The sequence below is a fragment of the Phenylobacterium sp. genome (assembly GCF_030654915.1).
Lineage (GTDB): Bacteria > Pseudomonadota > Alphaproteobacteria > Caulobacterales > Caulobacteraceae > Phenylobacterium.
The window spans coordinates 1-22,131 of the sequence record NZ_JAURWM010000101.1; the positions used below are offsets into that span (position 1 = coordinate 1).

Here is a 22,131-nt window from a genome sequence, read left to right on the forward strand (position 1 = left end):
CGCGCTGCGCGCGCTCGACGTTGTAGTCGGCGGACTGCAGCAGCTTCAGGATGATGTTCTCGACATCCTCGCCCACATAGCCGGCTTCGGTGAGCGTCGTCGCGTCGGCGACGGTGAACGGCACGTCGATGATTCGGGCCAGGGTCTGGGCCAGCAGAGTCTTGCCGGTGCCCGTCGGACCGATGAGCAGGATGTTCGCCTTGCCCAGTTCGACGTCGTTAGTCTTCGTCGCGTGGTTCAGACGCGTGTAGTGATTGTGAACGGCGACCGAGAGCACCTTCTTGGCGTGGTCTTGGCCGATCACGTAATCGTCGAGAACTTCGCGAATTTCTTTCGGCGTTGGCACGCCGTCCTTAGACTTCACGAAGGAAATCTTATGTTCTTCGCGGATGATATCCATGCACAGCTCTACGCATTCATCACAGATGAACACGGTTGGACCCGCGATAAGCTTGCGGACCTCATGCTGGCTCTTGCCGCAGAAAGAGCAATAGAGAGTGCTCTTGGAGTCCCCGCTCGCGGCCTTGGTCATGGTCGTTTCTCACTCTCTCGACGACATCGACGCATCGTCGTCATAGCTCGGCCCGGCAGCGTCCCTGAACGCTATCAATACAGGATACGCGCCCGAGGTTGTCTAATCCTTGACTTTCCCCGATCCGAGACACGATCACAAGCCTTCCACAGAACTCAATGACAATTGGTGTCGCGGCGCCCGATGGCGAGCGTGTCCGAATCCCTAGATGGGAACCGGTTGAAGCGGTGCAAGTGAACCGTCGCGGATGTCGCACCGGCCCCTCCCCAAAGGCCGAAACGGCGCCTCGCTGTTCTGCTTGAAGTTGACATGGGCGCCGGGGCGGTGCGTTGGGGGTATTATGGCCAGGCGACATCTACGGCGGATAGGCGCATCGCCAAACGAATCCTTGAACGAGCAGGTCGAGGACGCGGGCGTCGTCGCGTTCGACTTCGACGGCACTCTGACGGTGCGCGACAGCTTCACCGCCTTCCTGAAGTGGCGAGTGAGCCCAGCCCGTTACAATCAGGGCATGGCCAAGCTACTTCCTGCCGCAGTCTCCTATCTGGGCCACCGCAATCGGGGGCGGATCAAGGCGGCGGCGGTTCGTGAGTTCCTGGCCGGCGTCCCGCGCGAGCAACTCGAAGCCGAGGCGCGCACCTTCGCCGAGATCATGGCCCCTCGCCTGCTGCGCCCCGACGCGGTCCGCACCTGGCGCCGCTGGGACCAGCGTCACGCCGAGCTGGTGATCGTCACCGCCTCGCCCGACATCGTCGTCGCGCCGTTCGCGCGCGGCCTGGGCGCCGACCTCCTGATCGGGACCGAGCTGGCCTTCGACGACCAGGACCGGGTGGCCGGCGGCTTCGTCGGCGCCAACTGCCGGGGACCTGAAAAGGTCCGGCGGCTGCAAGCCGCGTTCGGCCCCGACATCCACCTGGCGGCCGCCTATGGCGACACCAGCGGCGACCGTGAGATGCTGGCCATCGCCGACGAGGCTGGCTACCGGGTTTTCAAGGAAAAGCCCTGACGCCGCCGGCTCGGTCGCCCTGAAGACGGAGCACGACAGCCGCATGATCACCAGCCCGCAGATCACCGCCGCCCGTGCCCTGAGCGAAGGCGGCGCTCCATCCGTCGACGACGTCCAATAGCCATGCGCTTTCGCGTCCAGAAGCTGATCCGGGACCGGCTGCCGGCGATCATGCGGGCTCAGGGCCTAGCCGTTTTCGACCGTCGCCTGAGTGACACCGAGTTCGTCGCAGCGCTCAAGGACAAGCTCCTGGAAGAAGCCCAGGAGGCCCATGAAGCCGCCTCAACCGCCGAACTAATCGATGAACTCGCTGATGTCATGGAAGTGATCCACGCCCTGGCCAGCGCCAGCGGCGTCAGCCTCGACGACATCGAGGCCCGCCGGCAGGCCAAGCGAGTTGAGCGCGGTGGGTTCGACGCGCGCGTCTTCAACGCCGCAGTGGAGGCCAGCGACGGATCGCCAGCGGCCGAGTACTATCTGGCGCGACCGACGCAATATCCTCGCGAGGATTGAGAAGGCGATGAAGCACGCTGGCGAACAGGCTCTGGACGCCCTGGAGGCCCTGCTCGTGGCGTTGCGCGCCCTGCCCGGCATGGTCGAAAAGAAGCGTGGGGTCTTCTACCGCAGATCCAAGGCCTTCCTACATTTCCACGAAGACCCGGCAGGACTGTTCGCGGATCTGCGCGCGGCCGCAGGCGACGATTTCGACCGCTACGATGTGAGCACGAAGGGCCAGCGCGAGGCCCTGATCTCGACCGTAGAGCGGCGCCTCAGGGCCTAGCCGACCACGGCTCGACCTGGCCGAGAATGGTCAGGGCGCGATCGGCGCTCACGGCGTCCAGCACGCCCTGCGAGATCTCGGCGTTCGTCAGCCACCGCGCGTCGCCGTCAATCAGCTTGAAGCCCAGCACGACCTGGCGAAGTCGGCAGGCCGGCAGGTCGGCCGCGACGCTGGCGGCCCTCGCGAGCCGGTCGGGATGGCCCGGATCGGCGGTGGCGCTGCCCAAAACCTGGAACAGCCGCCCGCTCACCTGTTCGGCCAGCAGCCGGGGCGCGGCGATCTTCAGGGTGTGAAACCAGGCGATGGCGAGATTGATGGGCCCCGATCGCTCAACCGCCGCCCTGAGGGCCGCGGCGAACGCCTCGGTGTCGTGATAGTCGCAGTCGAAACCGCCCTGGCCGGCCGCCTTCGACGCCTGCCGCGACAAAAGCGAAAGGCGCCCGCCGTCGCCGGCGAGCGCCTCCACAAGTCCTGACAGCATGCCTGTGCCGCCCACCACGAGGATGTGCGGCGACATGGGCCCTAGTCGTCCGAGCGCGTCTCGTACACGTGGTCGACGAGGCCCCATTCCTTGGCTTCCTCGGCGGTCATGAAGGTGTCGCGGTCGAGCTTTTCCTCGACCTCTTCATAGGTCCGGCCAGTGTGTTTGGCGTAGATTTCGTTCAGGCGACGCTTGGTCTTGATGATGTCCTCGGCGTGGCGCTCGATATCCGAGGCCTTGCCCGAGTAACCGCCCGACGGTTGGTGAACCATGATGCGGGCGTTGGGCAGCGAAATCCGCGAGCCCTTTTCCCCGGCCATCAGCAGGAACGACCCCATCGAGGCGGCCATGCCCATGCAGAGCGTCACCACAGGCGACTTGATGTATTGCATGGTGTCGTAGATCGCGAGGCCCGACGTCACCACTCCACCAGGGGAGTTGATGTACATCTGGATCTCTTTCTTCGGGTTCTCGGCTTCGAGATAGAGCAGCTGAGCGCAGATGAGCGCCGACATGCCGTCCTCGACCGGACCATTCAGGAAGATCACCCGTTCCTTCAGCAGGCGGGAGAAAATATCGAAGGCGCGTTCGCCGCGGCTGGTTTGCTCCACGACCATGGGCACCAGGTTCAGCGCGGTGATCTGCGGGTCACGCATAAAAGAAAGCCTCTCTGGATTGGTCGACTCTGCGCGCAGAGCCGCGTTCCCCACCGATATCGCGTGGCGGAGGGGCCAACGCAAGGTGACCGATAGACCTAAAGAAAATCCCTCCCCGATATGGGGAGGGATTCTGATGGTTCGGCAGACGTTTTTTGACGCTTAGGCGGCGTAGCCGTCCGGCATATCGTCTTCCTTGAGAAGCTCTTCCTTGGAGACCTTCTCGTCGGCGACGGTGGCCTTGGCGACGATCAGGTCGACAACCTTGTCCTCGAAGATCGGGGCGCGGAGCTGGGCTTGCATGTTCGGGTTCTGACGGAACATGTCGAAGATCTGCTGGGCTTGCTGGCCGTAACGCATGGCTTCGGCGCGCATGGCTTCCAGCAGTTCCTGCTCGGTGACCTGCACTTCGTTGGCGCGGCCGATTTCGGCCAGTACCAAGCCCAGACGCACGCGGCGCTCGGCGATCTTGCGGTATTCGGTCTGCAGCTGGTCGTCGGACTTCTCGGAATCTTCCGGCGGCAGGCCGCCACGTTCCTTGTCCTGCTGAACTTGCTGCCAGATGGCGGCGAACTCAGCTTCCACCATCTTCGGCGGCAGCGGGAAGTCGTGGCGCTCGTCCAGCACGTCCAGCAGCGCGCGCTTCAGCTTGAAGCGCGAGGCACCGGCGTATTGCGACTCCAGGTTCGCCTTCAGCAGCTCCTTCAGCTTCTCCAGGCTTTCGATGCCCAGGCGCTCGGCCATGGCGTCGTCGATCTTGGATTCCACCGGGGCGCGGACTTCCTTCACCGTGGTGGTGAATTCAGCGTCCTTGCCGGCCAGGTTGGCGGCTTGGTAGTCAGCGGGGAAGGCCACCTTCACGATGACTTCGTCGCCGGCCTTGGCGCCGATCAGTTGTTCTTCGAAGCCCGGAATGAACTGGCCCGAACCGAGCACCAGCTCCGAATCGGTGGCCGTGCCGCCCTGGAAGGCTTCACCGTCGATGCGGCCGACGAAGTCGATCACGATCTGGTCGCCGTCCTTGGCCTTGACCGACTTGCCGGTACGCGGCTCGTAGGTGACGTTCTGCTTGCCCAGTTCTTCGACGGCCTCATCGACTTCGGCGTCGGTCGGCTCATAGACCGGGCGCGTCAGCGAGATCTTGGTCAGGTCGGTGGGCTCGAAGTCCGGCATGATCTCGACGGAGATCTCGTAGGAGAGGTCGGCCTTGCCGTCGATCACCTGGGCGATGTCGCCCTCGGGCTTCAGATCAGGCTCGCCGGCGGGGCGCAGCTTGTTGTCTTCCAGCACCTTCTGGGTGGTCTCGGAGATGGTTTGCTCCACCACCTCGGCCATCAGCGCCTTGCCGTGCAGGCGACGGACGTGGGCGGCCGGCACCTTGCCAGGACGGAAGCCCTTGATGTTGAGCTGGGGCGTGATCTCGACGATCCGCGCCTCGAGCCGTTCGTTCAGGTCCGCGACCGGAACGGTCACGCCGTAGACGCGGCTCAGGCCTTCGCCAGACTTTTCAACGATCTGCATCGACATTCTCGAAATTCCGGAGTGCGGCGCGAGCTCGCGCCAACAGATCCGCCCTTGGGGTGAAACGATGGTCGCCGCCGAACAAGCGGCGGCGAGCGGGCGCTCTTATGTCATTTCGCACGCGCCAGTCCAAGCGCAAAGACGGCGCTTTCCGACGGTGTTTCCGAACCCTAGGCTCCCGACAAGGCTTCGGAAAGCGAGCGTTATGACCCAGTCGATCGCCAAGACCGACCCAAAGCGCGGCCAGGCGTTCGACGACCTCGACGTCGCCAGGGCTTATGCGAATCGCGCGCCCTACCCCGCGAAACTCTTCAACCGCCTCGGCGAACTGACCCCGCGCCGAGGCCTGGCGTTGGATCTCGGCTGTGGTCCCGGCAAGCTGACTAGGCCCTTGGCGGATCTGTTCGACCAGGTCCACGCGGTTGATCCAGCGGCGCCGATGATCGCCGTCGGGCGCGACCTGGACGCGGGCGACCATCCCAACATCGCCTGGTTCGTCTCGACGGCGGAGGCCGCGCCCCTGTCAGGCCCCTACGATCTGGTCGTGGCGGGCGTCAGCATTCACTGGATGGACCGCGACATCCTCTTTCCACGGCTATGCACGCACATGGCTGCTGATGGTCTCGTGGTCATCATTGGCGGCGACGAGGCCGATGATCCGCCCTGGGCGCGGGAATGGCCCGCGCTGATGAGCACCTGGATCAGCCGCATGGGCGGAACCTATGACCGCCAGATCTTCGCGGCCGAAGCCTCGGCGCATGAGGCATGGATGGACATTGCCGGCCGCGAGACGATCACCTCGACGGTAAGCCAACCATTGGAGGCCTTTATCGACGGCGAGCATTCGCGAGGGACCTGGACGCGCCAGAAAATGGGGCCAGACAGGACCGCCGCGTTCGACGCCGACCTGCGCGCCCTGCTGACGCCGCATGCCCGCGACGGCGTCCTGACCTACGACGTGCGAACCCGGCTGACCTTTGGTCGCCCGAGATCGACGCCGTCTATTTGAAGAGTGGTGCGGGCGAGAGGACTCGAACCTCCACGCCTTGCGGCGCTAGAACCTAAATCTAGTGCGTCTACCAGTTCCGCCACGCCCGCGTTCCGTCCCTGCCATCGGCGAACCAACCCTCCGCGTCAAGCTCCGATCAATTCCAAGGCCAGCGGAATCAACGACACCACCAGCAGCAGCGCCATGGCGATATTGAAGCCACGAAGCACCGCGGGCTTATCGAGGAAGCGGCGCAGGCCGACGCCGAAGCCGGTCCAGCTCATCACGCACGGCAGATTGATCGCCATGAAGATCAGCGAAACCACCAGGATGTTCGCGACATAATGCTCGCGCGGCGCATAGGCGGTGACCGCCCCGAGCGCCATCGCCCAGGCCTTGGGGTTCACCCACTGAAAGGCCGCGGCCTGCAGGAAGGTCTGAGGCTTGCCCGAACCACCGCTGGTGGTCATTCCCTTGGAGGTGGCGATCTTCCAGGCGAGCCACAACAGATAGAGCCCGCCCGCCACCGACAGGATGTCATGAAGCTCCGGATAGGCCGAAAACAGCCCGCCCAGGCCCAGCCCCACGGCCACCACCAGGATGAAGAACCCGCCGCTGACGCCCATCAGATGCGGAATGCTGGCTCGGAAGCCGAAATTGGCGCCAGAGGCCATCAACATCGTGTTGTTCGGGCCAGGCGTGATCGAGGAGACGAAGGCGAAAAGCGCCAGCGCGGCCAGGAGTTCGGGAGTGAGCGCGGTCATGGAGGTTCCTGAAGGAATTCTCCGACGCCGGTTCAGGGGCCTGAATGCAAAAGCCCCCGCCGTCGCCGGAAGGGGTTTTCGAAAGATCGTCGGGCTGGCTTGCCCCTAGACCTCGACGCCCTCCGACACGCGCATAGCTGCCCGCCCGATGGATACCGGGCGGCCAATAGCCTGGAGTGCGGCTGCGCGTTGGGGGGTCGAAGTCATGTTGCGCGCGGCCTATCATGAGCCGGCCAGCTTGACCACATGCCCCTAGAGATCCCGCCCCTCGTAGAGACGGCGCAAGACGTTCGCCGCCAGGGCGGGCAGATCCTCCGAGATGAGGCCTGGGCCGTGCAGGTCGGCGGCCTCGGAATGGATCCAGGCCGCGGCGCAAGCCGCTTCGAAGCTCTCCATCCCCTGGGCGATCAGCGAACCGATGAAGCCGGTCAACACGTCGCCTGAGCCCGCCGTGGCCAGCCAGGGTGATCCGTGAGCATTGACGCAGACCCGGCCGTCGGGCGCGGCGATGACGGTGTCGCCGCCTTTCAGCAGGATGATCGCGTCAGCCCGCCGGGCGGCGCGCCGCGCAGCGGTGATGCGGTCTGGAGCCTCCTTGAGCAGGCCTGGGAACAGCCGCTCGAACTCGCCGGCGTGGGGCGTCAGGACGTCATCGACGTCGAGCACGGAGAACAGTTCCTCGGGATCGTCGCGAAACACCGTGATCGCGTCGGCGTCGAGCACTAGGGCGGCGCCGGTGCGCGCCAAGGCCAGGACGTTGACGAGGGTGTTCTCCGTAACCCCAGCGGCAGGACCAATCACCGCGGCGTCCACATCGGCGGCCAATTGCTCAAGCTCAGCCTCGGTATCGAAGCCCTTCAGCATGATGGCTTCTAGGTGGGTTGCGTTGACCGACAAGGCTTCCGTCGGCGACAGCAGGGTCACCACCCCTGCCCCGAGCCGCAGGCCCGCGCGGGCGGACAATCGTGCAGCGCCTGTACTCCAGGCCTCACCCGAGATCACCACCAGCCGCCCGCGCGAATGCTTGTGTGACAAGGCGTTCGGCCAGGGGAAACTGGGGAGCCAGTATTCCGGTCCGTTTTCCATCATATCCCCGCCCGCCTCGACTAGGCCGATGTCGGCGACGATCACCTCGCCGCACAGGCTGCGGCCCGGCAGCAGGACGTGGGCGGGTTTCTTGGCGTGGAAGGTGACCGTCAGGCCCGCGCGGACCACCGGCCCCAGCGGCGCGCCGGTGTCGCCAGGCAGCCCGCTAGGCACGTCAATCGCCACCACGGTCTCGGGCTTGCCTGCCAGCCGCGCGGCGATGACCGCGGCCTCACCGTTCATGGGCCGCGAGAGGCCGGCGCCGAACATGGCGTCAACAAACAGGCGCGCCTGCAAGGGAGCGTCAAGGGCGATGAGGCCGCCGTCCCAGAGCGCCGCGGCGGCCTGGGCGTCGGGCGTTTGCGGGGAGCTAAGCGCCCTCACCTCCACCGGCCAGCCACGCGCCTTAAGCAGGCGGGCGACGACATAGCCGTCGCCGCCATTGTTACCGGGGCCGCAGAGCACCGCGACCGGACGCACGGAGAACCGCTCGGCGATAGCTTCGACCACCGCCGCTCCGGCGCGTTCCATCAGTTCGGAGCCTGGCGTTCCGGCGGCGATGGCGGCCTGGTCGGCGGCGGCGATCTCGGCGACCGTGTGAATCCTGCGCGCGGGCACGGCCGCTCCCTCAATCAAACTATAGGACGCCGGTGGTGGCTTCGCGCCCCCGCTCCACCAAGGTCAAGCCGTCACCGCCGGCTTCCAGGGTCGAGATCGAGGCGTGATCCGGGCGGAAGACCAGAACGCGCTCATCGCCATCCAGATGCGACATCACCGCATTGATCGCCACATAATGCGAAAACACCGCCGTCCCGCCGCGCGCCTGCAAGGACTTCACCATGTCGCTGCGCCAGGCTTCGTAGTCCAGGTCGCCCTCTACATCCTTCCACTTGCCCTGGAAGACGCCGCGTAGCCAGGCCGGACGCTCTTCAGCGCTGAGCCCTGCCGGCGTGGGGATTTCACCAACCGCGGCGTCGATTTCGAGATCGACGCCCAGGGCTTGGGCCGTCGGCATGGCGGTCTCCCGGCAGCGTCGCAGCGGAGAACTGACCACCCGCTTGGGCCGATCCGCTTCCGGCAGCGACATCAGGTAGTCGCGCGCCGCCTCCGCCTGGCCCTTCCCAGCTTCGTCGAGACCGGGATCTTCATCGGCTTCGCCCCAGACGGCGGCCGGCTTGCCATGGCGGATCAGGTATAGGCGGGTCATCAGGTCAATCCGGTACAAATATGTTGCGTGCGCCGTCCTCGGAGCGTCCGACAGTTCCGGTCCGGCCCACCGCCTCGCTCGCCTCCAGGCCGCGAAGCGTGGCTTCGTCGGTCGGGGTGTTGGCGATAAAGCGGCGGCCTTCCGAATCGCGGCCGACGACGATGCCCATCATGTAGCCCTCGCGGCCGTGGACGACCGTGTAGGTTTCGATAGTGGCCGCGCCGTTTGGCGTTTCGATGACAACCGGGTGCGGCAAGGCGTCGATTTGCGCCTGGATCAGCTTTGGATCCTGGCGCTCGAAAGCCCCTTTGAGCGGCCTCGTCGAGTAGACCCCGGTCGATTGCTTGGTCAGGAACCAGCCATTGGCCGTGACGAGGCCATATGAGCCCGGATCATCGCGCAGGCGCTGCATCATCACGGCGATGGAATGCATGGCGTAGTTGTTGCCAGGGCCGCCCATGTACGGAATGCCGCCGGTGACGGTCAGGCCGCGAGGATCATCCAGATCCAGGCCCAGTTCCTCGGCCCCGATCTCCACTGCGATGGGGAAGCAGGAGTAGAGATCGATGTGGCCGATGTCGGCGATGCTCACGTCCGCCATCTCCAGCGCCCGCTGGCCGGTCAATCGCATGGCCGGGCTGGAGTGGAAGTCCTGCCGATCGATCGGATACCAGAGATCAGAGGCGTCGGCGCAGCCGTGCAGATAGACCAGCTTGTCCTCGGGCACGCCAAGTTCGCGAGCCGCCTTGAGGCTTGTCACCAGCACCCCGGCCGACTGATCGACCTCCATGATGGCGTTCAGGTACTTGGTGTAGGGGAAGCCGACCATCCGGTTCCGATCGGTGATCTCGATCAGTTCCTGCGCCGAACGCTCGACCGGGAACCAGGCTTCCGGGTTCTTTGCGGCCACCCGGGTGAAGGGCGCGAACAACTCGCCCAGGCGTTGCTGGTGATCGGGGATCGAACGGCCGTCACGGGCGCGAAGGGCGTTCTCGAACAGCGGATAGCAGTTGATCGGACGGCCGATGCCGTGGGCGTTCTCGTATGGCGTCGTACCAGGGCGGGGGTCGCCGATGCGCTGCGGCTCGGGCAGTTCCTCAGCGTCGTCCCAGTCGGCGAAGCCCAGGCCGCGTTGCAAGCGCTTGGTGGCGGAGCCGAGAAATTCGCAACCGACCACCAACGCGAACTGCGTCTCGCCCTTGGCGATTCGTTCGCAGACGGTGTTGATCAGTTGCTGGGGGCTGTTACCGCCCATGTGGGAATAGACGGCGTGGGCCGGATCGGCGCCCAATCTTTTGGCGAGCGTCGCCGGCGGATTGGTCGAGTGCGGGACCAGGCGGCCGCCGCCGGGCGCGTCAATGGTGAACCCCACCACCGCCAGGGTGTCGATCCTCGCCAGGGCGTCAGGCTTCAGCCCGGCGTCGAGGGCGGCGCGTTCCGCCGCAATCTTCAGCAAAGCGGTCGGAGACGGCGAAGCGCCCGGTTCGCCGCGATAGGTGAATTGCCCTGCTCCGATGAGAACCGGTGTCCTGTCGTCCATGTTCCGTCCCCTCCCGGCCCCTATCCGACCCCAAACTTGGGCGTCGAACCGAGCCGGCAATGCGTTTGCGGCGCTGGTCGCTATTTGGGCGCCTTGTGACTAAAATTGCAGCATTACGATCATCGCACGCTCCCGCGACGGAACCGCAAGCCCCTGGCTCTTGTCGCCCGCCGCTGGAGCGTGCTCCTAGCCCCAACCGCAGGGGCGGCGTCGCACGAGTGAAATTGGTCATGAAAAAGATCGAAGCCATCATCAAGCCGTTCAAGCTCGACGAGGTGAAGGAAGCCCTGCAGGAGCTGGGCGTTCAAGGCATGACCGTGATTGAAGCCAAGGGTTATGGCCGCCAGAAGGGCCATACCGAGCTCTATCGTGGCGCCGAGTACGTCGTCGACTTCCTTCCCAAGATCAAAATTGAGGTGGTCGTTTCGGACGATCAGCTTGAGCCAGCACTCGAATCCATCGTAGGCGCGGCCCGCACCGGCCGCATCGGCGACGGCAAGATCTTCGTATCGGAAATTACCGACGTCCTGCGCATCCGCACCGGTGAGACCGGCGCCGCGGCCGTCTGAATCAAGGCTATCGAGACTTCTTCAAGGGGATAAGACCAATGGCTAGCGCCCAGGACATTCTGAACGAAATCAAGGAAAAAGACGTAAAGTACGTCGACGTCCGCTTCACTGACATCCGTGGTCGGATGCAGCACGTCACCTTCGATATCGATCTGGTGGACGAGGAATTCCTGACTGACGGCACGATGTTCGACGGTTCGTCGATCGCGGGCTGGAAGGCGATCAACGAAAGCGACATGAAGCTGCGTCCCGACCTGGACACCGCCTATATCGACCCCTTCTATCAGCAGACCACGCTGTGCCTGTTCTGCGACGTCGTGAACCCCGACACCGGCACCCCCTACAACCGCGACCCGCGTTCCATCGCCAAGGCGGCGCTGAACTACGTGAAAGCGGCCGGCATCGGCGACACCGTGTTCTTCGGCCCTGAAGCCGAGTTCTTCATCTTCGACGACGTGCGCTGGTCCACCGATCCGCACAACACCGGCTACTCCTACGACTCGACCGAGTTGCCGGCCAACACCGGCAAGTCCTACGCCGAGGGCAATATGGGTCACCGCCCGGGTCCCAAGGGCGGCTATTTCCCGGTCAACCCGGTCGACTCGGCTCAAGACCTGCGCGGCGAAATGCTGGCCGTCATGGGCGAACTCGGCATGAAGCCGGAAAAGCACCACCACGAAGTGGCGCCGGCCCAGCACGAACTCGGCCTGAAGTTCGACACCATGATCGTCATGGCCGACCGGATGCAGCTCTATAAGTACGTCATCCACAACGTGGCCGCGGCCTACGGCAAGTCGGCGACCTTCATGGCCAAGCCGATGTTCGCCGACAACGGCTCGGGCATGCACGTCCACCAGTCGATCTGGGCCGACGGCAAGCCGCTGTTCGCGGGCGACAAGTACGCCGGCCTGTCGCAAATGTGCCTGTGGTACATCGGCGGCATCATCAAGCACGCCAAGGCGATCAACGCCTTCTCGAACTCGACCACCAACTCCTACAAGCGCCTGGTGCCCGGCTACGAAGCCCCGGTGAAACTGGCCTATTCGGCCCGCAACCGCTCGGCCTCGATCCGCATCCCGCACGACGACTCGCCGAAGGCCAAGCGCATCGAAGCCCGCTTCCCGGACCCGATGGGCAACCCCTACCTGACCTTCGTCGCCCTGCTGATGGCCGGCCTGGACGGCATCATCAACCAGATCGACCCGGGCGCGGCCCAAGACAAGAACCTCTACGACCTGCCCCCGCGCGAGCAGAAGAAGGTTCCGGAAGTCTGCGGCTCGCTGCGTGAAGCTCTGGAAAACCTCGACAAGGACCGCGGCTTCCTGAAGGCTGGCGGCGTCATGGACGACGACTTCATCGACGCTTACATCGAGCTGAAGATGCAAGAAGTCATGCGCCTGCAACTGCATCCGCACCCGGTCGAATTCGACATGTACTATTCCTGCTAGTCGAAACCGCCTGAGGCGATTTCAGAGGGGCCGTGGAGCAATCCACGGCCCTTTTTCATTGCGCCACGTCCTGCGGCGTTGACGGACATCGTTCAATCAGCCGACATCCCCGGCCAAGCTTGCGGAGACACGCAGGCGAAAAATGGGGGACACGCGATGGCGATGAAGTTTCTGACAACGGCCGCCCTGGTGTTGGGCGCGGGCCTGGCTTCAAGCGCCCATGGCGCGACCTATGAGGCGCAGGTGGTCCGCACGCAGTTCGGCATCCCCCATATCACCGCCAAGAACTACCGCGGCATTGGCTATGGCCAGGGCTACACCTTCGCCCAGGACAATCTCTGCCTGCTCGCCGACAAGGTCGTCACCGTCAACGGCGAGCGCTCCAAGCACTTTGGCCCCGACGCCACCACCGTCATCGCCTTCACCGACATCAAGAACCTCGAGAGCGACTTCTTCTTCAAGGCCAACACCGACATCGAGGCCTTGCGCGCCGGACGGGCCAAGGGCTCGGCCGACTATCGCGACCTGGTCGACGGCTATGTCGCGGGCTTCAACCGCTTCCTGGCCGATACGCCCAAGGACAAGCTGCCGGCCGATTGCGGCGACAAGGCCTGGCTGCGGCCGATCACTGTCGACGATATGCTGCGCCTGAACGAGGAGCGGATGATCCAGGCCAGCGGCGGAGCCTGGCTGCGCCAGACCAACGCCGCCGCCCCGCCCACGGCCGCCGCGGCCCTGAAGCCCGCCGCCAGCCTTGGTTTGCCGAACATGGCCGAGATGATCGGCCTGGGCTCCAACGGCTGGGCCTTCGGCCGCGACGTCACCACCAACAAGTCCGGCCTGGTGCTCGGCAACCCGCACTTTCCTTGGGAAGGCACGAACCGCTTCTACCAAACCCACCTGACCATCCCCGGCAAGTTCGACGTGATGGGCGTGACCATCGCCGGCGGGCCGGGCATGTCGATCGGGTTCAACAAGGACGTCGCCTGGACCCATACGGTGTCGACAGACCGCCACTTCACGCTGTTTGAACTGGCGCTCGATCCGGCCGATCCCACCGCCTATCTGGTGGACGGCAAGCGCCATGCGATGGACCGCAAGAGCGTCACGGTCGAAACCCCCGCCGGCCCGCAGACCCGCACCTTCTACACCACCAGCTACGGCCCGGTGGTGGTCATGCCGCAGGCGGGGCTGACCTGGAACACCAAGACCGCCTACGCCCTGCGGGACGCCAACCGCGGCAACTCCAACTCGTCGGACACATGGTTGCGGATCAGCCGCGCCAAGTCGGTGGGCGAGATCAAGCAGGTCATCGAGCAGACGCTCGGCATCCCGTGGGTCAACACCATCGCGGCCGACCGCCATGGCGATGCGCTCTACGCCGACATCACCGCGACGCCGAACGTCTCGGCTCAGAAGCTGAAGGATTGCGCGCCCAGCGCCCCAGCGGCCGCCCTCGCCGCCTCGGCCCGGATCTATGTGCTGGACGGCGCGCGCTCGGCCTGCGACTGGGACGCCCCTGGCCTGATGCCCGGCGCGACCATGCCGGCCATGGTCCGCACCGACTACGTCGCCAACCGCAATGACAGCTACTGGCTGGCCAACGCCAAGGCGCCGATGCCGGCCTTCTCGCCGCTGGTCGGCCCGGCGGCTATTCCGCAGAACCTGCGCACCCGCTCGGGGATCATCGAGATCGATCGTCGCCTGGCCGGCGAGGATGGACTGGCGGGGAACACCTTCGACATCGAGAAGGTGAAGACCATGCTGTTCTGGAACCGCAACCTGGCCGCCGACCTCTTTCTCGACGACGCCCTGAAGGTCTGCGGAACAAGCCCGACGGCCACCACCGCCGCCGGCACGACCGTGGACATCAAGGCCGCCTGCGCGGTCCTGGCCAAGTGGGATCGCCGCATGGACAACGAAAGCGTCGGCGCGCACGTCTTCGTAGAGTTCTGGCGCCTCGCCCAGAAGATCCCCAACCTCTATGTCACGCCCTTCGACCCCGCCGATCCGGTCCACACCCCGCGCGGGCTGAAGACCGACGGCGAAACCGCCGCCAAGCTGCTGCAAGCGATGGCCAGCGCGGTCGAGGTGCTGGAGACCCAAAAGACTCCGCTGGACGCGCCCTACGGCTCCATCCACTTCGCGATCCGCGGCGACCAGAAGATCGCGGTCCATGGCGGTGAAGGCGGCGACGGAGTGCTGAACGCCCAGCAGTCGCGTTGGAACGCCCAGGCCGCTGGCTACGTGCCCTATCACGGCTCCAGCTACATCCAGGTCGTGAGCTTCGACGACAAGGGTCCGGTCGCCGACGCCGTGCTGTCCCACTCGCAATCCTCCGACCCGGCCTCGCCGCACTTCGCCGACCAGACCTGGCTCTATTCGAAAAAGGGCTGGCATCGCCTGCCCTTCAGCAAGGCCGACATCGCCAAGGACGGCCCCGGCCCCGTGCTGGTCCTGAAGGGGAACTAGGCTCTGGACATGGCGGCGATGGTCTCCATCGCCGCCATCTGGGCCACGGCGTCGGCCCCGCCCGTCAGGGCCGGCGCCACGCCGCGCACCGCATCGACGAACGCGCGGAGCTGGAAGTCGTAGCTCGGGTCGCGGCTCACGGTCTCGCGACGGGATTCCTCGCCCTCCACGCTCACCTCGATCAGGTGACCCATCTGCGGCGCCAGCGGGTTGATCACCTTAAGCCGCCCCTCCAGCCCCTCGATCTCCAGGGCGGCGCGGACTGGGCCGGCCATGTCGCAGGAGATCTCGGCGCTCACACCACGCGGGAAGGCTAGGGTCGCCTGTGTGGAGATGTCGACGCCGCTCGCCCCGATCATCGCCTTGGCGGCTCGCACCTCCGGCTCAGCGCCGACCACCGTGCGAACCCAGTGCAGGCAATAGGTCCCCAGATCCATAAGCGCGCCGCCGCCCAAACTCGGATCGTATCGCAGCTCCGTCGCGGTCGCTTCGATCGAGGTGGAGAACACCGCCTCCAGGCGGCGGACGTCGCCGATCTCGCCGCTGGCCACGATCTCCAGCACCCGTGTGAACAGCGGATGATAGCGATAGTGAAAGGCCTCCATCAGCACGAGCCCGCGCGCCTGGGCGACCTCCACCATGCGCCTTGCCTCGGCCTGGGTCATGGCGAACGGCTTCTCGCAGAGCACCGGCTTCCCGGCCTCCAGGGCGGCGATGCTCAGGTCGGCGTGCCGCGACGCCGGCAAGGCGTTGTAGACGGCGTCGACCTCCGGATGGGCGATCAGGGCCGCGTAGTCGTCGGCGACATTCGGGATCGCGTGCTCGGCCGCATAGGCCCGCGCCCGCTCCGGATCGCGGGCGGCGACGGCCACCACCTGCGCCACGCCGGTCGCGATGGCGGGTCTGATCAGGGCGACGGGCGCGATGCGGGCCGCGCCCAGGATGCCGATCCGCAGCGGTTTGGTGCTTTGCCCACTATAATTGCTTCCTTCCCCAGTCCGCGGCGGCGCGTGGCGCTTGGCTACATTGCATTCGCTTGGACGGCGATTCATATGGGGCGGTCTCGAATCGTTCCATTTTCCCGGCAGCATGTCCCAGCCCCCCACTCCGCAAGCTTCCCTCTTCGACGACGCGCTGAATCCCGCGCCGGCCGCGCCGCTGGCGCAGAGCCATGAGCCGCGGCCTGATCCCGTCGTGCTGGGAGCCAAGGAGCCGCTCGACGGCTACTCGGCCAAGGACATCGAGGTCCTTGAGGGCCTGGAGCCGGTGCGCAAGCGGCCGGGCATGTACATCGGCGGCACCGATGAGCGCGCCCTGCACCACCTGTTCGCCGAAGTCCTGGACAACGCCATGGACGAGGCGGTCGCCGGCCACGCTAAACTGATCGAGGTCCGGCTCGACGCCGACGGCGTGCTGACCGTCAAGGACGACGGCCGCGGTATTCCCGTCGACCCGCACCCGAAGCATCCGGGCAAGTCGGCCCTGGAAGTCATCATGACCGTCCTGCACTCGGGCGGTAAGTTCTCGGGCAAGGCCTATGAGACCTCGGGCGGCCTGCACGGGGTCGGCGTCTCGGTGGTGAACGCGCTATCCGAGCGCGTCGACGTCACCGCCTGGAAAGACGGCTTCGAGTGGCGCCAGGCGTTCAGCCGGGGCAAGCCGCTGGGCGGCATCGAAAAGCTGAACCCGACGCGCAAGAAGGGCACCGCGATCAGCTTCCTGCCCGACCACCAGATCTTCGGTGAGAACGCGGTCTTCAAGCCGGCGCGCCTCTACCGAATGGCGCGCTCCAAGGCCTATCTGTTCGGCGGCGTCGAGATCCGTTGGAGCTGCGATCCGTCCCGCATTCAGGACCAGACCCCGGCGGAGGCGACTTTCCGCTTCCCGAACGGTCTGGCCGACTTCCTGGCCGAGCGCGTCAAGAACATCGAGACCGTTACACCCGAACCGTTCGCTGGACGCATCGAGCGCAAGAGCGAGGGCGGCGCGGTCGAGTGGGCGCTGACCTGGACCCCAGCCGGCTTCGGCGAGGCCGACGGCTTCATGCAGTCCTATTGCAATACGGTTCCCACGCCGGAGGGCGGCACCCACGAGGCTGGCCTGCGCGCGGCCCTGACCCGCGGGCTCAAGGCCTATGCTGAACTCACCGGCGAGAAACGCGGCAGCATCCTGACCGCCGACGACGTGATCTCGCAGGCCGGCGCGCTCATCAGCGTCTTCATCCGCAATCCGGAATTCCAGGGCCAGACTAAGGAACGGCTGTCGTCGTCCGACGCCCAGAAGCTGGTCGAGAACGCCCTGCGCGACCCGTTCGACCACTGGCTGACCGCCCAGCCAAAGGCCGCCTCGGCCCTGCTGGAGTTTGTCATCGAGCGCGCCGAAGAGCGCCTGAAGCGCCGGCGCGACAAAGACGTCCAGCGCGCCTCGGCGACCCGCAAGCTGCGCCTGCCCGGCAAGCTGGCCGACTGTTCGGGCCAGGCCACCGATGGCACCGAAATCTTCCTGGTCGAAGGCGACTCCGCCGGCGGCTCCGCCAAACAGGCGCGCAATCGCCGCACCCAGGCGATCCTGCCCCTGCGCGGCAAGATCCTCAACGTCGCCTCGGCCACGCTGGACAAGCTGGGCGGCAACAAGGAGCTGACCGACCTGATGCTGGCGCTAGGCGTCCAGGGCGGCTCGAAGTTCAAGGAAGAGGACCTGCGCTACGAGCGCGTGGTGATCATGACGGACGCCGACGTCGACGGCGCCCACATCGCATCGCTGCTGATCACCTTCTTCTACCGGACCATGCCAAACCTCATCCGGTCAGGCCGGCTCTATCTGGCCTTGCCCCCGCTCTACCGCATGAGCCACGGCGGCAAGACCATCTATGCCCGCGACGACGCTCACCGCGAGGAACTGCTGGCCACCGAGTTCAAGGGCAAGAAGCCCGAGATCGGCCGATTTAAGGGCCTGGGCGAGATGATGCCGGCCCAGCTCAAGGAGACCACCATGGACCCGGCCACCCGGACCATGGCCCGCGTCACCCTGCCCCGCGCCGAGGAAAGCGTGGAGGATCTGGTCGAGGCCCTGATGGGCCGCAAGCCCGAGCTCCGCTTCCGCTTCATCCAGGAAAACGCCGAGTTCGCGGTCGCCGACCTCGACGTCTAGGTTCGGGCCATATCGCCACGGGGATTGAAATGGCCGCAGCCGCTTCGCACGCCTACCGCCCGCACCTTCCAGGTGTGGAGTCGCTGCGCGCCTATGCTGCGTTCGCGATCGTAATCTTCCATGTGATCCACCTCACCCAGGCGCCGGTGCCCCACAGCCTGGAATTCATGAAGTGGTTCTTCGGCTACGGGGTGCCGCTGTTCTTCGTAGTGAGCGCATTCAGCCTCGCATACGGCTATGAAGGTAAGCTCTCCACCAAGGCGCAGACCACCGAGTTTTATCTGCGGCGGGTGCTGCGCATCGCGCCGCTCTACTACCTGGCCGTCGCCGTCCAACTGATGAGCATCAAGGCCCAGGGCTATGACATGCCCTCGCTCGGAGACATCGCCCTTTCTCTGGGGTTCGTGTTCAATCTGAGCCCGCACATGGTCGATGGCATCGCCCCGGCGTCGTGGTCGATCGGCGTCGAGATGCTGTTTTACGCGGCCTTCCCACTGCTGCTGGCCATCGCCACCACCTTGCCCCGCGCGATCTTCCTCACGGCCATCTTCGCCGCGGGCGCGGTGGCCTACACGATCATCGGAAGCAAGCTGAAGGTGAACCCGTCGTTCGTGGTCCACGGGTTGGCCTTCAATCTCCCCTATTTCGGGTTTGGGCTGATCGCCTTCCAACTCTTCCGCCTGACGCCCGCGCGGCTGGGGTGGTATCTGACCTTCGGGGCCCTGGCCCTGACGGTAGCAGCATGGGCCGCCGCTCCCATCTTCAACCGGCCTGGCGGGGGCATGTACCGCAGCGTCCTCTATATGGCCGCGTGGGGCGCGCCATTCGGCCTGCTCTGCCTGGGCATGGCGCTTCGCCCTCCCGGCTTGCTGTCGAACCCCGTGACGCAGTTCCTCGGCAAGATCAGCTTCGGGGTCTATCTCGCTCACCCGCAAGTGATCTTCGGCCTGAGCCGCCTGGGCGTCTACGAAGCCATCCAACGCCTGCCCGGCGGTTCGGGCCTTACCTTCCCGCTGGCGGTGCTGGTCACCTGCGCCGCGGTCATCCCGCTTGCCTGGGGACTGTTCGTCTTCGTCGAGACTCCGGGCATCCAAATGGGCCGGCGGATCGCCAGACGCCTTGTTCCCTCGCCTCCTACGGCGGTCGAGCCGCCCGTCGCAGCCTGACGTCGAGCGGCGTCGTCTTCACCATGTCGCCCCGCCAACCATGGCTGATTTGGCCCTGGCGCGGGCCGAACCCTGGGCCGCTGTGAACTACTAGCTACAGAACGCGTTTGACTTGAAGCTCGCACGCCGTATCTTGCCGCCGCGCGTGACGATCGCCGTCCGCGCCGCCGCGGCCTGCAAGCTCTCTTCCTTTTTTGGGCGGGCGCGCCGCCCCCATTGCAACTGAATGACCGAATTTTCCGAACTGGGCCTGTCGCCCGCTACGCTTCTGGCTGTGGCCGAGACCGGCTATACCACCGCCACGCCGATCCAGGCTGAGGCCATCCCCGTCGCGCTGCAAGGCCGCGACGTTCTTGGCATCGCCCAAACCGGCACCGGTAAGACCGCCGCTTTCACCCTGCCGATGATCGAACGCCTGGCTGCGGGGCGCTCGAAGGCGCGCATGCCCCGCGCCCTCGTGATCGCCCCGACCCGGGAGCTGGCCGACCAAGTCGCCGCTTCTTTCGATAAGTACTCCAAGGGCCAGAAGCGGACCCTGTCCTGGGCGCTGCTGATCGGCGGCGTCTCCTTCGGGGACCAGGAGTTGAAGCTCGATCGGGGCGTCGACGTCCTGATCGCCACGCCGGGCCGCCTGCTGGACCATTTCGAACGCGGCAAGCTGCTGATGACCGGCGTCCAGATGCTGGTCGTCGATGAAGCCGACCGCATGCTCGACATGGGGTTCATTCCCGACATCGAGCGCATCTTCAAGCTGACGCCCGCCAAGAAGCAGACGCTGTTCTTCTCGGCGACCATGCCGCCGGAAATCACCCGTCTTACCAAGCAGTTCCTCAATGATCCGGTGCGGATCGAGGCGACGCGGCCGGCGACGACCGCCGAAACGATCTCGCAGTACATCGTGCGGCTGCCGACCGCCGACCCGAAGGCCAAGCGCACCGCGCTGCGCATGCTGATCGCCGCCGACGACGTGCGAAACGGCATTGTCTTCTGCAACCGCAAATCCGAAGTCGACATCGTCGCCAAGTCGCTCAAGACCCATGGCTTCGACGCTGCGCCCATCCACGGCGACCTCGACCAGGCAACGCGCACGCGCACTCTGGAGAGCTTCCGCAAGGGAGAGCTCAAGCTGCTCTGCGCCTCGGATGTCGCGGCCCGGGGTCTCGATGTTCCCGACGTCAGCCACGTCTTCAATTACGACGTGCCGCACCACGCCGACGACTACGTGCACCGGATTGGCCGTACCGGCCGCGCCGGCCGCAGCGGCAAGGCCTATATGATCGTCACCCCTGCCGATGCGAAGAACATCGACAAGGTGCTGAAACTGATCGGCAAGAACCCAGAAGAGGTCGTGCTGGAAGGCGTCGACTTCGCCAGCATCAAGGACGAGCGCCGCGAACGCAGCGGTGGGCGCGAGCGTGGTGGTGGACGCGAACGAAGCGGCCGCGAACAGCGCCCCCGCCGCATCGAACCTCATGGCGAGATTGCGTCGATGGACGCGATCGTAACGCCGCCCTCCGAGAACGCCGAGGAAATCGCTCCGCGTCGCCGGACCCGCAGCCGTTCCGAGCCCAAGACCGAGGTCGCAGCCGTTCCGGAGGCGCCCGTTGCTCGGACTGAGCGTCCCCAACGCGAGGAACGTCCCCGCCGCGAAGAACGCCCGGAACGCCCACAGCGCGAGGAGCGTACCCAGCACGCCCAACGTGAGGAGCGGCCTCAACGCGAGGAGCGCCCGCAACGCGACGCGCGTCCGCGCCGTGAGGACCGGCCCCGCCGCGACGACCACGATGATCGCGATGCTGTCGTGGGCTTCGGCGCCGACACGCCCGCCTTCCTGCTTCGCGCGCCGCCGCGGCCTTCCACTACGGAATAGGTCGCGGCCTTAACCGCTCGTTCGGCTCTATTGAGTAGTCTTCCTGCGAAATACTGAAGCTCTGCGTGAAATGCGGAGCCTCCGATCGGGAAAGACAGAATGTCCGGCGACATCGAGACCAAGCTGCGTGGGCCAGGCGCCTATGACCTGGCGCGCCAGGCCGTGGCCGCCATGGAGGCGCACCACGTCTGGCCAACAGCGGTCAATTTCGAACTTTGGACCCACTACGTCGCCGAGCCCGATAGCGCGCTTGGCCGGGAGATCGCCCGCCTGCTGTCGGCTGGCGAGGCCTTCACCGACACCGTCGCCGACGAACTGGCCGCGGCGTTCCTGCCCAAGGCCAGACTGAACGAACAGATCCGCGACGCCGGCGACGCCCTGAGCAAGGAGCTGAGCGCCGTCAGCCGCGCCATCGAAAGCGCCCAGAAGTCGAGCGAGGCCTATGGCCAGACCTTGGCCGGGGCCTCCAAATCCCTGGCCGATATGGACGAGGCGGCCGACCTGAAGATCATGGTCGACAACCTCAGCGTGGCGACCAAACGCGTCCAACGCGAGAACAAGTCGCTTGAGAAGCGCCTCTCGGAATCGACCTCCGAGGTCGCCAAGCTGCGCGAGCATCTGGAACAGGTGCGGCGCGACGCCACCACGGACGGCCTGACGAACCTGGCCAACCGCAAGGCCTTCGACGAGGAACTCGCCCGCGCCTGCACCGACGCCGAGGCCGACGGCCAGAGCCTGACCCTGGCGGTCATCGACATCGACCACTTCAAGAATTTCAACGACACCTGGGGCCACCAGACCGGGGACCAGGTGATCCGTTACGTCGCCAGCGTCATCGGCCGCGTCGGCGCCCCGCCCCGCTTCGCCGCGCGCTATGGCGGCGAGGAATTCGCC

20 protein-coding genes and 1 tRNA gene are annotated in these 22,131 nt (G+C 65.7%); 11 read left to right on the plus strand and 10 right to left on the minus strand.

Annotation, left to right across the window (positions count from 1 at the left end):
* Positions 1-532 (minus strand): ClpX C4-type zinc finger protein (locus Q7T84_RS05065; RefSeq protein WP_304806637.1); only part of this gene is annotated, 532 nt, incomplete at its 3' end.
* A 340-nt stretch (positions 533-872) separates the two neighbouring features.
* Here Q7T84_RS05065 and Q7T84_RS05070 point away from each other — a divergent pair.
* From Q7T84_RS05070 to Q7T84_RS05080, 3 genes are all read left to right on the plus strand, one after another.
* The gene (locus Q7T84_RS05070; RefSeq protein WP_370653620.1) at positions 873-1,538 is read left to right on the plus strand and encodes an HAD-IB family hydrolase; all 666 of its coding nucleotides are present in this window, start codon (positions 873-875) and stop codon (positions 1,536-1,538) included.
* Positions 1,539-1,661: 123 nt separating this feature from the next.
* Positions 1,662-2,051, plus strand: coding sequence for a nucleoside triphosphate pyrophosphohydrolase (locus tag Q7T84_RS05075; protein ID WP_304806639.1), 390 nt, complete (start codon positions 1,662-1,664; stop codon positions 2,049-2,051).
* Between the two features lie 7 nt (positions 2,052-2,058).
* Positions 2,059-2,319, plus strand: a complete 261-nt coding sequence (locus Q7T84_RS05080; protein WP_304806640.1) for a hypothetical protein — start codon at positions 2,059-2,061, stop codon at positions 2,317-2,319.
* Here the strand turns inward: Q7T84_RS05080 and Q7T84_RS05085 are convergent.
* The 3 genes from Q7T84_RS05085 to tig all read right to left on the minus strand — a co-directional run bounded on the left by Q7T84_RS05085 (position 2,309) and on the right by tig (position 4,977).
* Entirely contained in the window at positions 2,309-2,836 is a 528-nt protein-coding gene (locus tag Q7T84_RS05085) for a hypothetical protein (RefSeq protein ID WP_304806642.1), read from the minus strand. The genes Q7T84_RS05080 and Q7T84_RS05085 overlap by 11 nt on opposite strands.
* A gap of 5 nt (positions 2,837-2,841) precedes the next feature.
* Complete coding sequence (locus Q7T84_RS05090) at positions 2,842-3,456, minus strand: ATP-dependent Clp protease proteolytic subunit (RefSeq protein ID WP_304806644.1); 615 nt, start codon at positions 3,454-3,456, stop codon at positions 2,842-2,844.
* Positions 3,457-3,618: 162 nt separating this feature from the next.
* On the minus strand, positions 3,619-4,977 hold the full coding sequence (tig, locus tag Q7T84_RS05095) for a trigger factor (RefSeq protein ID WP_304806646.1): 1,359 nt from the start codon (positions 4,975-4,977) through the stop codon (positions 3,619-3,621).
* Positions 4,978-5,182: 205 nt separating this feature from the next.
* On the opposite strand from tig, the gene Q7T84_RS05100 reads away from it, so the two are divergent.
* Positions 5,183-5,986 carry a trans-aconitate 2-methyltransferase gene (locus Q7T84_RS05100; RefSeq protein WP_304806648.1) on the plus strand — a complete coding sequence of 268 codons (804 nt, stop codon included), beginning with the start codon at positions 5,183-5,185 and terminating at the stop codon, positions 5,984-5,986.
* Positions 5,987-5,990: 4 nt separating this feature from the next.
* Here the strand turns inward: Q7T84_RS05100 and Q7T84_RS05105 are convergent.
* The 5 genes from Q7T84_RS05105 to Q7T84_RS05125 form a co-directional block, all read right to left on the minus strand.
* Positions 5,991-6,075 (minus strand) — tRNA-Leu (locus Q7T84_RS05105).
* Positions 6,076-6,111: 36 nt separating this feature from the next.
* Complete coding sequence (locus Q7T84_RS05110; protein WP_304806649.1) at positions 6,112-6,729, minus strand: LysE family translocator; 618 nt, start codon at positions 6,727-6,729, stop codon at positions 6,112-6,114.
* Between the two features lie 252 nt (positions 6,730-6,981).
* The gene (locus Q7T84_RS05115; RefSeq protein ID WP_304806650.1) at positions 6,982-8,433 is read right to left on the minus strand and encodes an NAD(P)H-hydrate dehydratase; all 1,452 of its coding nucleotides are present in this window, start codon (positions 8,431-8,433) and stop codon (positions 6,982-6,984) included.
* A gap of 19 nt (positions 8,434-8,452) precedes the next feature.
* Positions 8,453-9,022 (minus strand): histidine phosphatase family protein, encoded by a 570-nt coding sequence (locus Q7T84_RS05120; RefSeq protein WP_304806651.1) that lies wholly within the window; start codon positions 9,020-9,022, stop codon positions 8,453-8,455.
* 4 nt (positions 9,023-9,026) lie between these two features.
* Positions 9,027-10,562 (minus strand): acetyl-CoA acetyltransferase, encoded by a 1,536-nt coding sequence (locus Q7T84_RS05125; RefSeq protein WP_304806652.1) that lies wholly within the window; start codon positions 10,560-10,562, stop codon positions 9,027-9,029.
* A 230-nt stretch (positions 10,563-10,792) separates the two neighbouring features.
* Between Q7T84_RS05125 and Q7T84_RS05130 the strand changes: the two genes are divergently transcribed.
* The 3 genes from Q7T84_RS05130 to Q7T84_RS05140 all read left to right on the plus strand — a co-directional run bounded on the left by Q7T84_RS05130 (position 10,793) and on the right by Q7T84_RS05140 (position 15,051).
* On the plus strand, positions 10,793-11,131 hold the full coding sequence (locus Q7T84_RS05130) for a P-II family nitrogen regulator (RefSeq protein WP_304806654.1): 339 nt from the start codon (positions 10,793-10,795) through the stop codon (positions 11,129-11,131).
* Positions 11,132-11,169: 38 nt separating this feature from the next.
* Positions 11,170-12,579, plus strand: a complete 1,410-nt coding sequence (glnA, locus tag Q7T84_RS05135; RefSeq protein WP_304806657.1) for a type I glutamate--ammonia ligase — start codon at positions 11,170-11,172, stop codon at positions 12,577-12,579.
* A gap of 162 nt (positions 12,580-12,741) precedes the next feature.
* The gene (locus Q7T84_RS05140) at positions 12,742-15,051 is read left to right on the plus strand and encodes an acylase (RefSeq protein ID WP_304806658.1); all 2,310 of its coding nucleotides are present in this window, start codon (positions 12,742-12,744) and stop codon (positions 15,049-15,051) included.
* Here Q7T84_RS05140 and Q7T84_RS05145 read toward each other — a convergent pair.
* Positions 15,048-16,103, minus strand: a complete 1,056-nt coding sequence (locus Q7T84_RS05145) for a Gfo/Idh/MocA family protein (protein ID WP_304806660.1) — start codon at positions 16,101-16,103, stop codon at positions 15,048-15,050. The two genes, Q7T84_RS05140 and Q7T84_RS05145, sit on opposite strands and share 4 nt — an antisense overlap.
* A 37-nt stretch (positions 16,104-16,140) precedes the next feature.
* Here Q7T84_RS05145 and parE point away from each other — a divergent pair, with 37 nt between their 5' ends.
* The 4 genes from parE to Q7T84_RS05165 form a co-directional block, all read left to right on the plus strand.
* Positions 16,141-18,201: a DNA topoisomerase IV subunit B gene (gene parE, locus Q7T84_RS05150; RefSeq protein ID WP_304806661.1), complete on the plus strand. Its 2,061-nt coding sequence runs from the start codon at positions 16,141-16,143 to the stop codon at positions 18,199-18,201.
* A 29-nt stretch (positions 18,202-18,230) separates the two neighbouring features.
* Positions 18,231-19,367 (plus strand): acyltransferase, encoded by a 1,137-nt coding sequence (locus Q7T84_RS05155; protein WP_304806663.1) that lies wholly within the window; start codon positions 18,231-18,233, stop codon positions 19,365-19,367.
* Between the two features lie 226 nt (positions 19,368-19,593).
* Positions 19,594-21,237, plus strand: a complete 1,644-nt coding sequence (locus Q7T84_RS05160) for a DEAD/DEAH box helicase (protein ID WP_304806664.1) — start codon at positions 19,594-19,596, stop codon at positions 21,235-21,237.
* Between the two features lie 99 nt (positions 21,238-21,336).
* Positions 21,337-22,131 (plus strand): GGDEF domain-containing protein (locus Q7T84_RS05165; protein ID WP_304806665.1); only part of this gene is annotated, 795 nt, incomplete at its 3' end.